This is a genomic window from Campylobacter sp. P0085, assembly GCF_002139495.1.
Classification (GTDB): Bacteria; Campylobacterota; Campylobacteria; order Campylobacterales; family Campylobacteraceae; genus Campylobacter; species Campylobacter devanensis.
Genome location: NZ_MJKB01000001.1, coordinates 17,546 through 31,000, shown reverse-complemented (window position 1 = coordinate 31,000; position 13,455 = coordinate 17,546). Strand labels below are relative to the sequence as shown.

Genomic DNA, 13,455 nt, shown 5'->3' with positions numbered 1-13,455 from the left:
TTTGTATTAAATATAAATTTTACTTATTTTAATTAAGATAAATTTAATCTTTTTATATTGGTAAAATAGTGCTTAAAAGGTAGTGTTGACTCAACCGTTTAAATATCTTTAACTAAATTTATAATAAAAATTTATAATAAAAAAATTAAATAAAATTGTAAAAATGTTACCATTGGTAAATTTTATCCTACTAAAATACCAAAATTTAGTATAAATTCTTAAAATCTTCCTTAAAATTGTTGATTTTTATTTAAAATTTAACCATATAATTTAGCTTAGCCATTTTAAACAAGGATACATTATAATGAAAAAAATTTTTATAAGCTCTTTGCTTAGTTCAAGCCTACTTTTTGGCGCACTTAGCGATGCTGAGATTTTACAAGTTTTTGAAGGTGGCGATGAAGAGCTAAAATACACAATCGACTCACGCAAAAATCTACCAAATACAAATTTTGAAGAGATCAAAATCAAAATGAGTGATGGTGAAAATAGCGCTTACATTGCACTTTATAGTGATGGGGCTTATATATTTCCTGATGTGATTGATATTAAAAATAAAATCAGCTATCTAGCAAATTTTGAAAACGCTCAAGCCAAAATCGCCATAGAAAACGCAACCAAAAAACTAGGCGAACTTATCAAATCAATACCAAAAGATAATATAATCTCAATTGGCAATGATAAAAACAAAGAGACAAAATATCTATTTACAGATCCAGATTGCCCATATTGTCGCCAGGATTTAGAGCTAATTGAAGCTAAACTAAAAAGCGCAAATTTAAAAATAATCCTAGCACCAGTCTCAAACCACGGTATTCCTGCAATTAAAAAATCTATTGCGATACTAAACGAAGCAAAAAGTGCTAAAAATGATACCGCTAAAATAAAAATCCTAAGAAAATATTTTGCCCCAAATGCCAAAGAGCCTAAAATGATTAGCCAAGAAGAGATTGATAAGTTTAAAGCTCAAGTTGATAAAATTTTTACCACCGGTGCTGTACGTGGTGTGCCTATGCTAATTGATGCTAAAACACTAGGATTATAATGAACGCTTTAGCTATTATTACTGCTCGTGGTGGTTCAAAACGAATTCCACGCAAAAATATTAAAGAATTTATGGGAAAGCCTATGATCGCATACGCTATTGATGCGTGCAAAGATTCAGGGATTTTCGATGAGATTATGGTCTCAACTGATGATGATGAAATCGCAACTGTAGCAAGAGAATTTGGTGCAAATGTACCATTTATGAGATCTTCTAAAAACTCAGATGATTATGCGACTACAAATGATGTATTAACTGAAGTTTTAGAGCAGTATCAAAAGCGTGGAATTAAACCTTCTGTGGTCTGTTGTGTTTATCCGTGCGTGCCATTTTTAGATGGGGGGATTTTACGCTTAGCTTATGATAAATTTAAATCAAGTGGCGCTGATGGACTTACTCCTGTTGTTAAATTTAGTTTTCCGATTCAAAGATCCTTTAGGATTAAAGATGGTTTTTTAGAGTATAGAGAGCCGCAAAATGCATCTAAAAGAAGTCAAGATTTAGAGCCTATGTATCATGATGTAGGAATGTTTTACTTTTACAAAGGCACAAAGCTAAATGGTAAAAATATAATTCCATATATAATAGATGAATCTGTAGCGCAAGATATCGATACAATGGAGGATTGGAAGATGGCAGAGATTAAATTTAAGGTAAAAAATGAGCTATAAAATTGGACTAAAGCTTTGGAGTTTAAATGAGAATTATATAGCACCAGCTAAAGAGCTTTATGAGTGTGGCGAGTATGATTATATCGAACTTTATGCCGTGCCTAATAGCTTGCAAATGCTACCTTTGTGGAAAAATTTAGCTAAAGATTGCGGTGTTAAATTTGCCATTCATGCGCCACATTTTAGCAGTGGGTTAGATTTTTCAAATCCTAATAAACAGCGTTATAATCTAGAATTATGCGAACAAGTAAAACGCTATAGCGGCGAGCTAGAAGCCGTTTATACCGTATTTCATCCTGGAATTGGTGGAAGCATTGATGAGAGCGTGCGACAGATGAAAATGGTAAAAAATCTCAAATTTGCTATCGAAAATAAACCATATATTGTACCAATGGACAATGGAACCGCATTTTGCGTAGGGGCAGATTTTTTGAGTATTAAGCGAATTTTAGACGAAGTAGGATGTGAGTTTTGCCTTGATGCTGGACATGCGCTTTGTAGCGCAAACTATCAAGGATTAAATCCTTATGAGTATATTGCTAAATTAAACGAGCTAAATCCTAGAATTTATCATCTAAGCGATAACGATGAGAACGCAAAACTTGATGCACATATGCATTTTGGTGATGGGAGTATTGATTTAGCTAAAGTACTAGGCCTATTGCGTGGCGGAGAGTTTTTAGCCATTGAAACCATAAAAGATAGCAAAGATAATTTAGATGATTTTGCTAAGGATTGCTCAATTTTAAAATTGCTAATTAAAAATACTAAGTAATTTTATAGTATTTTTAATAAATTTATTTTATTGCTAAATTTGGGATTAAAATTTCAATCTCAAATTTAACTCTAAATATAAATTTATCACTTAAATTAATAATATATCAAATTATTTAAATATTGTAAATTTAAAAACATAAAAATAATTATAATAAATTATTTAGCTATTAATGCCGTACTAATTTTCCAAAATCACATCTCAACTATGATAATAATTCTTAAGATTATGAAATTAAAAAGATATTTAATAATTTATATCAAATTTATTTCCTAATTTATGCTATTTTTATAATCTTAATTTAAAGTTAAATTGAGTATAATTATCAAAAAGATTTGGAGAATTATATGGAATTTTTAAAAGAATATATAGATTATATTATATTTGCTACCTTAGGAATTATGGCGTTTATAGCCTGCTGGTGCGTGATAGAAAGAGTGTTGTTCTTACGCAAAGTAGATATAAACAGCTACACTAGCCAAACCAAGCTTGATAATGCTCTAAGCTATAATCTTACAACACTATATATAATCTACTCAAATGCCCCGTATGTCGGACTTTTAGGTACTGTTATTGGGATTATGATTAGCTTTTATGATATGAGTATTTCAGCTACTATTGATGTCAAAAGTGTAGTTTTAGGCCTCTCACTTGCGCTTAAGGCCACAGCCCTTGGCCTATTAGTTGCTATACCAAGTCTAATAGCTTATAATTATCTATTACGATGGGTAAATCTCATCTCTAGTCAATACACAAATAAGGCACAAAATTGATAAATTTACCTAAAAACGAAGGGCTAAATATAATCCCATTTATAGATATTATGCTTGTTGTTTTAGCTATGGTGCTTAGCATTTCTACATTTATTGCTAGTGGACAAATCAAAGTAGATCTTCCAAATGCTAGCTCAGCTCAACCGCTAGAATCCAAAGAAAAGCTAACCATCATAATCGACCAAAATGATAACTTTTATCTCAACGATACTATCATAGATATTAACGACCTTGAGGTTAAAATTGCTGCTACGCCAAAACAAACAGTAGTTGAATTAAAAAGCGACAAAGGTGCTAAATTTGATAGCTTTGTCAAAATTATTGATATTTTAAAGGTCAATAATCACCAAAATTTCTCAATCATTACGGAGAAAACACGATGATACGAGCAATTTACTCAAGCAAAACCCAATCATTTTGCTTAACTAGTATGCTATTTATTCCATTTATTTGGTTTGGTCTAAATGCATTAAAACCAATCGTTCCAGCTATCACTACACAAAGCATTAGCCTAAATCAGATAGTCCAAATTCCAAAACCAGCTCCAGTGCAAACACATAAATTTGAGACACCAAAACAAGTTCAAAAAATCGAACCAATCAAAACCACAAAACCAACTCCAGTCAAACCAAAGCCAACTCCAACTCCAAAACCAATGCCTATAGAATCTAAACCGGCTAAAAAAATAGAACAAACTACACAAGCAGCACAAACCACTCCAGCAGCACAAGCCCAACCAGTAGAACAAATACAAACATATAATATAACTAGCGCTACACTAGATCCATTTTTAGCAGCGATAAAATCAGCTATAAATGATAATCACATATACCCACGCACCGCTAAAAGACTAAGACAACAAGGCAATGTATTAGTTGAGTTTATATGGACAAAAGATATGGAGTTAAAATCTCTTAAAATACTAAAAGCTTCCAAACATAAAGCTTTAAATGATGCTGCTATAGCTACAATAACAGCAGCCGCTAAAAATTTTCCAAAACACGATAAAACCGTTCAAATTCAAATCCCGCTAGTTTATAAAATAAACTAAAAACTACTAAATTTGCTCATCTTGTCTTTGGGCGATTTGGATTTGGATTAAAAATTTAGATTAAATTTCTACATTTGTAGCTATATTTTGACCTTTTTTAGATACAATCTATAAAATCAAATTTGGAGTTATCATGAATCCATTTGTTATAGCTGAGATGTCGGCTAATCACTGCGGAGATAAAGATTTAGCATTTAAAATTATCAAAGCTGCCAAAGAGTGCGGTGCTGATGCTATTAAAGTTCAAACATATACAGCAGATACTATTACGATTGATTGCCGTGATGAGATATTTATGACTAGAGATGATGGACTTTGGGCCGGACAAAGCCTTTATGAATTATACCAAAAGGCCTACACGCCGTGGCAATGGCAGGCTGATTTAAAAGCTTATGCTGATGAGATTGGGATTGAGTTTTTTAGCACACCGTTTGATTTTAGCGCAGTTGATTTTTTAGAAAGCATCAATGTCAGTCGCTATAAAATAGCCTCTTTTGAAGCGATGGATTATCCACTTATTCGATATGCTGCAAAGCATAAAAAGCCAATGATAATATCTACTGGAGTTAGCACAATTGATGAAATTTACGAGGCAATTGACGCATGCAAAAGTGTTGGTAATCACGATATTACAATCCTAAAATGTACCTCTAACTACCCAGCTCAAATAGAAGATATGAATATTGCAACTATCTCTGATATGATGGCTAGATTTGCTCCACTTGGTGTAAAGGTTGGGCTAAGCGATCACTCAATGAGCTTAGAAGTACCAATCACTGCTGTAGCTCTTGGAGCTAGTGTGATTGAAAAGCACTTTACTCTTGATAGAGCCTTAGGTGGAGAAGATAGCGGATTTTCGCTAAACAAAGATGAATTTAGCGCAATGGCTCAAGCGGTTAAAAATGCATATAAAGCCCTTGGTAAGGTTGATTATAGCTTTAGCGAGCAAAATCGTAAATATGCTAGATCGCTTTTTGTAACAAAAGATATTAAAAAAGGAGAAATTTTAACCCCTGAAAATATCCGCTCTATTCGCCCAGCTCAAGGTCTTCACCCACGATATTATGAACAAGCCATTGGCAAAAAAGCTACAAAAGATCTTAAATTTGCTAAGCCTTTAGAACTTAGCGACTTTGAGTAAGCTATGCAAAAAGTCTATATAATAGCAGAAGCTGGAGTAAATCACAATGGAGATTTAAACACAGCTAAAAAATTAATAGATGAAGCTAAAAAGGCCGGTGCTGATGCTGTTAAATTTCAAACCTTTAAAGCTGAAAATTTAGCTAGTAAAACTGCTTTAAAGGCAGCCTATCAAAAACAAACTACAGATTCTAAACAAAGCCAATATGAGATGCTAAAGGCCCTTGAGCTAAGTATTAAATCCCATACTAAACTAATAGAGCATACCAAAAATATTGGAATTGAGTTTTTATCTACTCCATTTGATATTGATTCAGCAAATTTACTTTTTGAGCTTGGTCTGAGCAAATTTAAAATCCCAAGTGGCGAACTAACAAATCTACCGCTACTTCGTACTATTGCTAAATTTAAAAAACCAATAATTTTATCAACTGGGATGGCTACAATGGCTGAGATTTGGGATGCTTTTAATATTCTTACTACCAATGTAGCACTAGAAGATATCACGATTTTGCATGCAAATACTGAATATCCTACACCTTTTTGCGATGTTAATTTAAAAGCAATGGTTAGTATTGGGGCTGAATTTGGAGTTAAATTTGGCTATAGTGATCACACATTAGGAATTGCTGTGCCAATTGCAGCGGTTGCGCTTGGGGCAAGTGTGATTGAAAAGCACTTTACCCTAGATAAGACTCAGCCAGGCCCAGATCACAAGGCTAGTTTAGAACCAAACGAATTAGCTCAAATGGTAGCTGGAATTCGAGCAATTGAGCTAGCCCTAGGCGATGGAATCAAAAGCCCAAGCCCAAGCGAGATAAAAAATATAAACATTGCTAGAAAGTCTATTGTAGCTAAATTTGATATTAAAAAAGGTGAAATTTTTACCGATGATAATATCACTACAAAACGTACCACGCCAGCAGGAATTAGCCCAATGAAATGGGATGAAATAATAGGAACTCCAGCACAAAAAAATTATAAAAAAGATGAGATAATATGAGAAAAATATGCGTAATAACTGGATCAAGAGCTGAATATGGTCTACTTTATTGGCTGATTAAAGAGCTTAGCATCAGCAAAAGTCTGCAACTTCAATTAATTGTAACAGGTAGTCATTTGCGAAGCGATTTTGGCAATACATATTTACAAATTCAAGATGAGTTTAATATCAATAAAAAGGTTGATATTTTAAATTTTGCCAATGATGCTCTTGGTGTATGCAAATCTATGGGAGTAGCTACTAGCGAGATTGGCAAAGCCTTAAGCGAACTAGATCCTGATATTGTTGTGGTTTTAGGCGATAGATATGAGATATTTTGCGCAGCATCTGCGGCCCTAGTATTAGGTATTCCAATAGCTCACATTCACGGTGGGGAACTCAGCGCTGGAGCTATTGATGAGTCATTTAGGCATAGCATTACAAAGATGTCGCATATCCATTTTACTGCAAATAAAGAGTATGCTAAAAGAGTAGCTCAATTAGGCGAAGATCCTAAATTTATCTTTAATGTTGGCGGTATGGGAATTGAAAATATAAAAAGGCTAAAGCTATTAAATAAAGCCAAATTTCAAGACTCAATTAAATTTAATCTAAATAAAAAAAATATCCTAGTAACCTACCATCCACTTACTACTCAAACAGATAATAAAAAAGATTTTAAAGAGATTTTAAAAGCACTAAATGAATTAAAAGATACAAATATAATTTTTACAAAAGCTAATAGTGATGCTGGCGGAATAGCTATAAATAAAATGATAGATGAATATGTCAAATCTCGCCCTAATTGTATCGCCTTTGCCTCCCTTGGAAGCCTAAGATACCTAAGCGCACTTAAGCATGTAGATATAATTTTAGGTAATAGCTCTAGCGGATTACTAGAAGCCCCTAGTATGGGAGTCGCAACCATAAATATAGGCCCAAGACAAGATGGCAGACTAAAAGCACCAAGCATCATAGATATCAAGCCTATAAAGGCGCAAATTTTAAAAGCAATAAAACTTGCCTATAGTCCAAAATTTCAAAAAATAGTCCAGAAAAAACAAAATCCATATGGCAACTCAAAGCCTAGTAAAACCATAATCAAAGTTCTAAAAAATATAAATTTAAAAGATATCACAGTCAAAAGATTTAAGGATTTGGTATGACTTTAAATTGGGGGGGGGTCTACCCCAAAAAGGCCATAATATGAATATAAACTCTCTAAAGCTAAGCCCAACTAGCAGTATAAAAGAGGCTCTTAAAATAATAGATAGTGGCTCACTCCAAATGGCGCTAGTTGTAAATAGCGATGGCAAACTTTTAGGTACAATTAGTGATGGTGATATTAGGCGAGGATTATTAAGCTCAATGGAGCTAACTCAAAGTATTGAATCCCTATACTATCGCACGCCTATAGTTTCGCACTCGTTGCATGTCTCTCCAGATATCATTGCTAAAGCCAAAGCTAAAAATATACGCTACATTCCAATTATCGATGAAAATGATATCGCAACTGCTATTGTTAATATTTATGAACCAAACTTTAAAAAACCAAACCAGGTTATATTAATGGCTGGCGGATTAGGCACAAGGCTTCGCCCGCTAACTAATCAAATTCCAAAGCCAATGCTTCATGTAGGTCCAAAACCAATTCTACAAACAATCATAGAAAGCTTTCTTGCAAATGGGTATAGCGATTTTACTATTTGTGTCAATTACAAGGCTGAGATTATTACAAACTACTTTGGCGATGGAAAAAAATTTGGTGTAAACATAAACTATGTTTTTGAAGATAAACGCCTTGGTACAGCTGGGGCGCTAAGCTTGATAAATCCACCAAAAGATGATTTTTTTGTAATGAATGGCGACCTGCTAACAAATACTGATTTTACTAAACTTCACGACTATCATACAGCTCACAAATCTGTTGCTACAATGTGTGTGCGAGAATATGAGATGCAAGTGCCATATGGGGTGGTAAATTTAGATGATAATACTATCAAATCTATCACTGAAAAGCCACGCCAAAAATTCCATGTAAGTGCTGGAATCTATATGTTAAACCCACAAATCCTAAATTTTATTCCAAAAAATGAGTATCTAGATATGCCAGATCTTTTTAACTCTTTAGCTACTAAAAATCAAAATCCAAAAGCTTATCTAATTAATGAAGAGTGGCTAGATATAGGCAGAATCGAAGAGTACAACCTGGCAAATGAGCTTTATAGTGAGATTTTCTCATGAGAGCGCTTATACTTTCTATGGGGTCAATTGGTCGCCGCCACGCTGATGTTTTGCGCTCATTAGGATTTGATATTAGCGCCATTTCATCACAAAAAATTATTGATATAAAATGTTATAAAGAGCTTGAAACAGTAGATATAAATCAGTTTGATTACTTTATCATTGCCTCGCCTACATATTTGCATTTTAAACATTTAAGCTATATTGATTTAAATGTCTGTAATAAAATAATACTTTGCGAAAAGCCATTATTTGATAAATTTAGAGATTTTAATCCAAACAATAAGATTTTTATTGGGTATAATCTGCGTTTTCATCCACTAATTTTAGAGCTAAAAAATATGCTAAATCCAAGCGATATTTTAACTATTGAAGCTCGCTGTGGTCAATATTTGCCATCATGGCGAAAACGAAAATATACTAGCTCATATAGCGCTAAAAAGGAGCTTGGCGGAGGCGTTTTGTTAGATCTTAGTCATGAGATTGATTATCTTAGCTTTTTATGCGATTCTAAATTAGAATTGATTAAATCTTATCAAGCCAAAGTATCAAATTTAAATATCACTAGCGATGATATTTGTATGATTTTAGCTAAATGCAATAAGACTTTAATAAATATCAGCCTAAATTATCTAAGCAAAACACCATATCGTCAAATTTTAATTGAGACAAATAATAATACCTATCATCTTGACCTCATCGCAAATATACTTAAAATAGTAGATCAAGATGGAAAAATCACTCAAATACAAAAACCAAATTTACAAAGAAACGATACTTTCAAAGCGATGCATATAGATGCTTTAAACCTACAAAATCATATATGTACATTTTCTCAAGCTATGGATACAATGCAACTAATAGATCAAATTCAAAAGGAAAATATATGAGCAATATACTATGTACCATTTGCGCTAGAGGCGGTAGCAAAGGTGTAAAAAATAAAAATATCCGCCCAATTGCCGGTCTTCCGCTCATTGCTCACACTATAAATCAAGCCAAAGAGTGCGGTTTATTTAAACATATTGTAATTAGTACTGATAGCGATGAGATAGCCTCTACAGCACAAAAATATGGAGCGGAGGTCTTTTTTAAACGAGATAGCGCTTTAGCTAGTGATACTGCTGGCAAACTAGCTGTAATCCGTGATGCCTTACTAAAAAGTCAAGAGTATTATAAACATAAATTTGATTATATTATAGACCTTGATGCTACATCTCCTTTGCGTCTATCTAGCGATATTAATATGGCTTTTGAGCAGTTTATACAAGATGATAATGATATTCTTATTACTGCTACGCCAAGTCGTAGAAGTCCATACTTTAATCTAATAGAAAAAATAGATGGCAAGATAAATCTTAGCAAAACTCTACCAAATCAAATTTTACGCCGTCAAGATGCTCCGGCTACATATGATATGAATGCTTCAATTTATATATGGAAATCTTTAGTTTTATTAAATAACGATACCTTGTTTTTACCTAAAACTGGACTATATGTAATGCCTGCAAATCGCAGCATTGATATAGATGATGAGCTTGATTTTATGATAGTAGAGCATATTTTAAGGAGTAAAAATGCTTAAAGATAAAGTAGTTATAATAATTGGCGGTTCAGGATTAATCGGCAAAGCCTTTGTAAAATCAGCTATACAAAATCACGCTACTGTAATAAACGCAGATATAAATCAGCCAAACACAAAACTAGATTGTGAGTTTATCCATACTGATATAACTAATAAAAGCTCACTTGATAATCTAATAGAATTAACGAGTAAAAAATATGGCAAAATAGACGCTGTAGTAAATTCTGCCTATCCAAGAACAAAAAGCTTTTCTAACCACTTTTTTGATGTAGAGTATGAGGATTTTTGCACTAATACCAATCTTCAACTTGGTGGAGCGTTTTTGGTTATGCAAAGATTTGCTAAATTTTTTAAATCACAAGGATATGGCAATATAATCACACTCTCATCTATTCAAGGCGTAGTAGCACCTAAATTTCAAACCTATAAAAATACACAGATGAGTTCTCCAGTAGCCTATAGCGCTATTAAATCTGGAGTTATTCATCTAAGTCGCTACCTAGCTAAATATCTAAAAGGGAATAATATTAGAGTCAATTGCATAAGTCCAGGTGGAATACTAGATAACCAAAATGAGATATTTCTAAGTCAATACAAAAATGTCTGTCTAAATAAAGGTATGTTAGACCCAGATGATATCTGTGGGGCTTTAATATTTTTACTTAGTGATTATAGCCAGTTTATTAATGGACAAAATATAATCGTAGATGATGGATTTTGCTTATAATCTTAGTAGAGTAAAAATTTTGGCGTAGTAATCTATGCCAAAATCTAAGCAGTATCAAAGCCAAGTGATACTAACTATCAATGATAATTATATAATAATACTATCAAACTCCAAATTCTCTCATAAAAATAAATTTTTTAATCTCAAATCCAAACTTTTAATCTAAAAATAATTTATTAATAGTAAAATATCAGACGAATTAATTCATATTTTGAAAGGATAAAATATGTCGATATTTGACAATTTCAAGATTAAGAATAAGATGCTTATTCTCATCGTCATTCCGCTCATCGTCGCTATGATCATAGCTGGCAATCTCATCAATAAAGAGTATGATACCTATAAACGCACTCAATTACTCGAAGATGGAATCTTGCTCTCATCTCAAATTTCACTTGTAATACATGAACTACAAAAAGAAAGAGGTTCATCATCAGGATATCTAGGTAGTAAAAGTGAGGATTTTAAAAAAATTCTACTAAATCAACGCCAACTAAGCGATAAAGAGATAAATAAGCTTAATGAAAATCTATCTAAATTTGAAATAGATGCATATCCAGTTGAGCTTAGGGACTCTATAAAAGATACAATAAATGCACTAAATAATATCCAATCTATAAGAAGAGGTGTAGATAATTTTAGCGTTAAAGTAGGAGATGTTTTAGGATACTATACAAATACTATCTCAAAACTAATCAATAATATAGTAGTAATCTCTAATATCTCAAACAACTACAAAATAATCCGCTCTTTAACTGCATTTGTGAGCTTTATAAATGCTAAAGAAAATGCCGGTCAAGAAAGAGCAGTCTTATCAAATACATTCTCAGCTGATAAATTCGGCGATGGAATTTATAACAAATTTATCGCATTAGTTGTAGCTCAAAATCTATATACAGAAGAGTTTAAAAAATATGTAGACCCTGAGGAGCTAATCAATTATAACAATATAACTAGTGGAAACAAAGATTTTCAAGAAGTTGAGCGTATGAGAGCTGTGGCGATGAAAAATGCATTTACTGGCGGATTTGAGACTAGTGGTACATACTGGTTTGCTACTATTACCAAAAAGATTGATATCTTAAAACAGATAGAAGATAGACTAGCAGCTAGATTGATTCAAGACATAGACCAGATAAGACAAAGCAATATTAATGTGCTTGTTTTCTCAATTGGAATTTTAGCCTTTGCATTTATTGCTACATTTGGATTTAGCTACATTATAATCCATAATATTAATAGTAGAATTGCTAAAATCCTAAACTATCTAGTATATGTCCAAAAAACAAAAGATATTAGACCAAACAATGTTCTAAACAAAGGCAAAGATGAGATTGGGCTAATCTATGAACAAATAGAAGGATTTTTAAAAGTTATTAGACAGCTATTTGGTCAGCTTGATGGACAAATTCAGCAAAATCTACAAATTGCAAATGACTTACTAAGCGAGTCAAAAGTAATTCAAAATGATACTCAAGAGGGCTTTAAACTATCAAAAGATTCACAAATAATCGGTCATAGCGTAGAAGATAGCCTAAGCGATAATGCTTTAAAAAGCAATGATACAATGAACAATATCATCACAGCTAAAAATGAACTAAGCTCAACCTCTAGCGTTATATCTGAATTCTCTGAGCTAGTAACGCTTGATGCAAGTCGCCAACAAGAGCTATTAACTAATATCTCAATGCTAAATAATGATGCTCAAAATGTTAAGAATATTCTAACAACTATATCAGATATTGCTGATCAAACCAACCTTCTTGCACTTAATGCCGCCATCGAAGCAGCAAGAGCAGGCGAACATGGTAGAGGATTTGCAGTTGTTGCTGATGAGGTTAGACAGCTAGCTGAAAGAACTGGCAAATCTTTAGATGAGATTGATATAACTATCAATGCTATTACTAAGTCAATTGATGATGTAAGCTCAAAAATCACACAAACCTCAAGAGATTTTACGACATTTGTCGATGAAGCGCAAAATATTCAAAATACAATCCAAACAGCAAATGATAACATTGATCATGTCATCGCCCTAGCTACCCAAGCAATGGCTAGTTCAAAAGAGTTAAATGATAAAACCAATAACCTACTAAGTAATAATAAAACATTAAATGATAGGCTACAAAATATCTCAAATTCAATGGATAAAATTAGCTCAGTTTCTGATACACTAGAGCATAAAGCTGAGAATTTAAGGGATAAAATTAGCGAATTTAAGTTTTAATAGCTTGGTTAATAGTATTTGCTGCAATGGCTAAGCTTTTAGTCATTGCAAGAATAAGCATAAATAAGGCGATTTAATAAATAGATATTTTTATTAAATCACCTTATTCTCATAGTTGCAATATATTACTCTTAGATTCCATTATTGCCTTATATGCTTCATATAATATTTTTGAGCATCTATAGCTACGATCATAGCCCACCAAATGGTACTAGATTAAAGTTATTTGAGCGCT

14 protein-coding genes and 1 pseudogene are annotated in these 13,455 nt (G+C 32.7%); all 15 read left to right on the top strand.

All coding sequences use genetic code 11. The features are described from left to right. Positions 1-304 precede the first annotated feature (304 nt). The 15 genes and pseudogenes from CIGNP85_RS00160 (at position 305) to CIGNP85_RS08630 (ending at position 13,220) form a co-directional block, all read left to right on the top strand. On the top strand, positions 305-1,045 hold the full coding sequence (locus CIGNP85_RS00160) for a thioredoxin domain-containing protein (RefSeq protein ID WP_086238927.1): 741 nt from the start codon (positions 305-307) through the stop codon (positions 1,043-1,045). Further along, positions 1,045-1,716, top strand: a complete 672-nt coding sequence (gene pseF / locus CIGNP85_RS00155) for a pseudaminic acid cytidylyltransferase (protein ID WP_179187345.1) — start codon at positions 1,045-1,047, stop codon at positions 1,714-1,716. Before CIGNP85_RS00160 ends, pseF begins: the two co-directional genes overlap by 1 nt. Beyond that, positions 1,706-2,491, top strand: a complete 786-nt coding sequence (locus CIGNP85_RS00150) for a sugar phosphate isomerase/epimerase family protein (protein WP_086286628.1) — start codon at positions 1,706-1,708, stop codon at positions 2,489-2,491. The genes pseF and CIGNP85_RS00150 overlap by 11 nt, the downstream gene beginning before the upstream one ends. A gap of 347 nt (positions 2,492-2,838) precedes the next feature. Next, the gene (gene exbB / locus CIGNP85_RS00145) at positions 2,839-3,264 is read left to right on the top strand and encodes a TonB-system energizer ExbB (protein ID WP_086225039.1); all 426 of its coding nucleotides are present in this window, start codon (positions 2,839-2,841) and stop codon (positions 3,262-3,264) included. Beyond that, positions 3,261-3,647 carry a TonB system transport protein ExbD gene (gene exbD / locus CIGNP85_RS00140; protein ID WP_086225038.1) on the top strand — a complete coding sequence of 129 codons (387 nt, stop codon included), beginning with the start codon at positions 3,261-3,263 and terminating at the stop codon, positions 3,645-3,647. Before exbB ends, exbD begins: the two co-directional genes overlap by 4 nt. Beyond that, positions 3,644-4,315: an energy transducer TonB family protein gene (locus CIGNP85_RS00135; RefSeq protein ID WP_086268687.1), complete on the top strand. Its 672-nt coding sequence runs from the start codon at positions 3,644-3,646 to the stop codon at positions 4,313-4,315. The genes exbD and CIGNP85_RS00135 overlap by 4 nt, the downstream gene beginning before the upstream one ends. 133 nt (positions 4,316-4,448) lie before the next feature. Beyond that, positions 4,449-5,456, top strand: a complete 1,008-nt coding sequence (pseI, locus tag CIGNP85_RS00130) for a pseudaminic acid synthase (protein WP_086225036.1) — start codon at positions 4,449-4,451, stop codon at positions 5,454-5,456. Between the two features lie 3 nt (positions 5,457-5,459). Then, on the top strand, positions 5,460-6,458 hold the full coding sequence (gene neuB, locus CIGNP85_RS00125; protein ID WP_086226806.1) for an N-acetylneuraminate synthase: 999 nt from the start codon (positions 5,460-5,462) through the stop codon (positions 6,456-6,458). Next, positions 6,455-7,603, top strand: a complete 1,149-nt coding sequence (neuC, locus tag CIGNP85_RS00120; protein ID WP_086252653.1) for a UDP-N-acetylglucosamine 2-epimerase — start codon at positions 6,455-6,457, stop codon at positions 7,601-7,603. Before neuB ends, neuC begins: the two co-directional genes overlap by 4 nt. A 40-nt stretch (positions 7,604-7,643) precedes the next feature. Then, complete coding sequence (locus tag CIGNP85_RS00115; protein WP_086229696.1) at positions 7,644-8,681, top strand: nucleotidyltransferase family protein; 1,038 nt, start codon at positions 7,644-7,646, stop codon at positions 8,679-8,681. Further along, positions 8,678-9,571 (top strand): Gfo/Idh/MocA family protein, encoded by an 894-nt coding sequence (locus CIGNP85_RS00110; protein ID WP_086286627.1) that lies wholly within the window; start codon positions 8,678-8,680, stop codon positions 9,569-9,571. The genes CIGNP85_RS00115 and CIGNP85_RS00110 overlap by 4 nt, the downstream gene beginning before the upstream one ends. Beyond that, positions 9,568-10,266 (top strand): acylneuraminate cytidylyltransferase family protein, encoded by a 699-nt coding sequence (locus CIGNP85_RS00105; protein ID WP_086225031.1) that lies wholly within the window; start codon positions 9,568-9,570, stop codon positions 10,264-10,266. The genes CIGNP85_RS00110 and CIGNP85_RS00105 overlap by 4 nt, the downstream gene beginning before the upstream one ends. Then, positions 10,259-10,993 carry an oxidoreductase gene (locus CIGNP85_RS00100; RefSeq protein ID WP_086286626.1) on the top strand — a complete coding sequence of 245 codons (735 nt, stop codon included), beginning with the start codon at positions 10,259-10,261 and terminating at the stop codon, positions 10,991-10,993. The genes CIGNP85_RS00105 and CIGNP85_RS00100 overlap by 8 nt, the downstream gene beginning before the upstream one ends. Positions 10,994-11,219: 226 nt before the next feature. After that, positions 11,220-12,098: pseudogene (locus CIGNP85_RS08635) on the top strand (nitrate- and nitrite sensing domain-containing protein); the annotation flags it as partial. A 462-nt stretch (positions 12,099-12,560) separates the two neighbouring features. Further along, a complete protein-coding gene (locus CIGNP85_RS08630; protein ID WP_236845064.1) occupies positions 12,561-13,220 on the top strand; it encodes a methyl-accepting chemotaxis protein in 660 nt (219 codons plus the stop codon). The last annotated feature ends 235 nt before the right edge of the window (positions 13,221-13,455 follow it).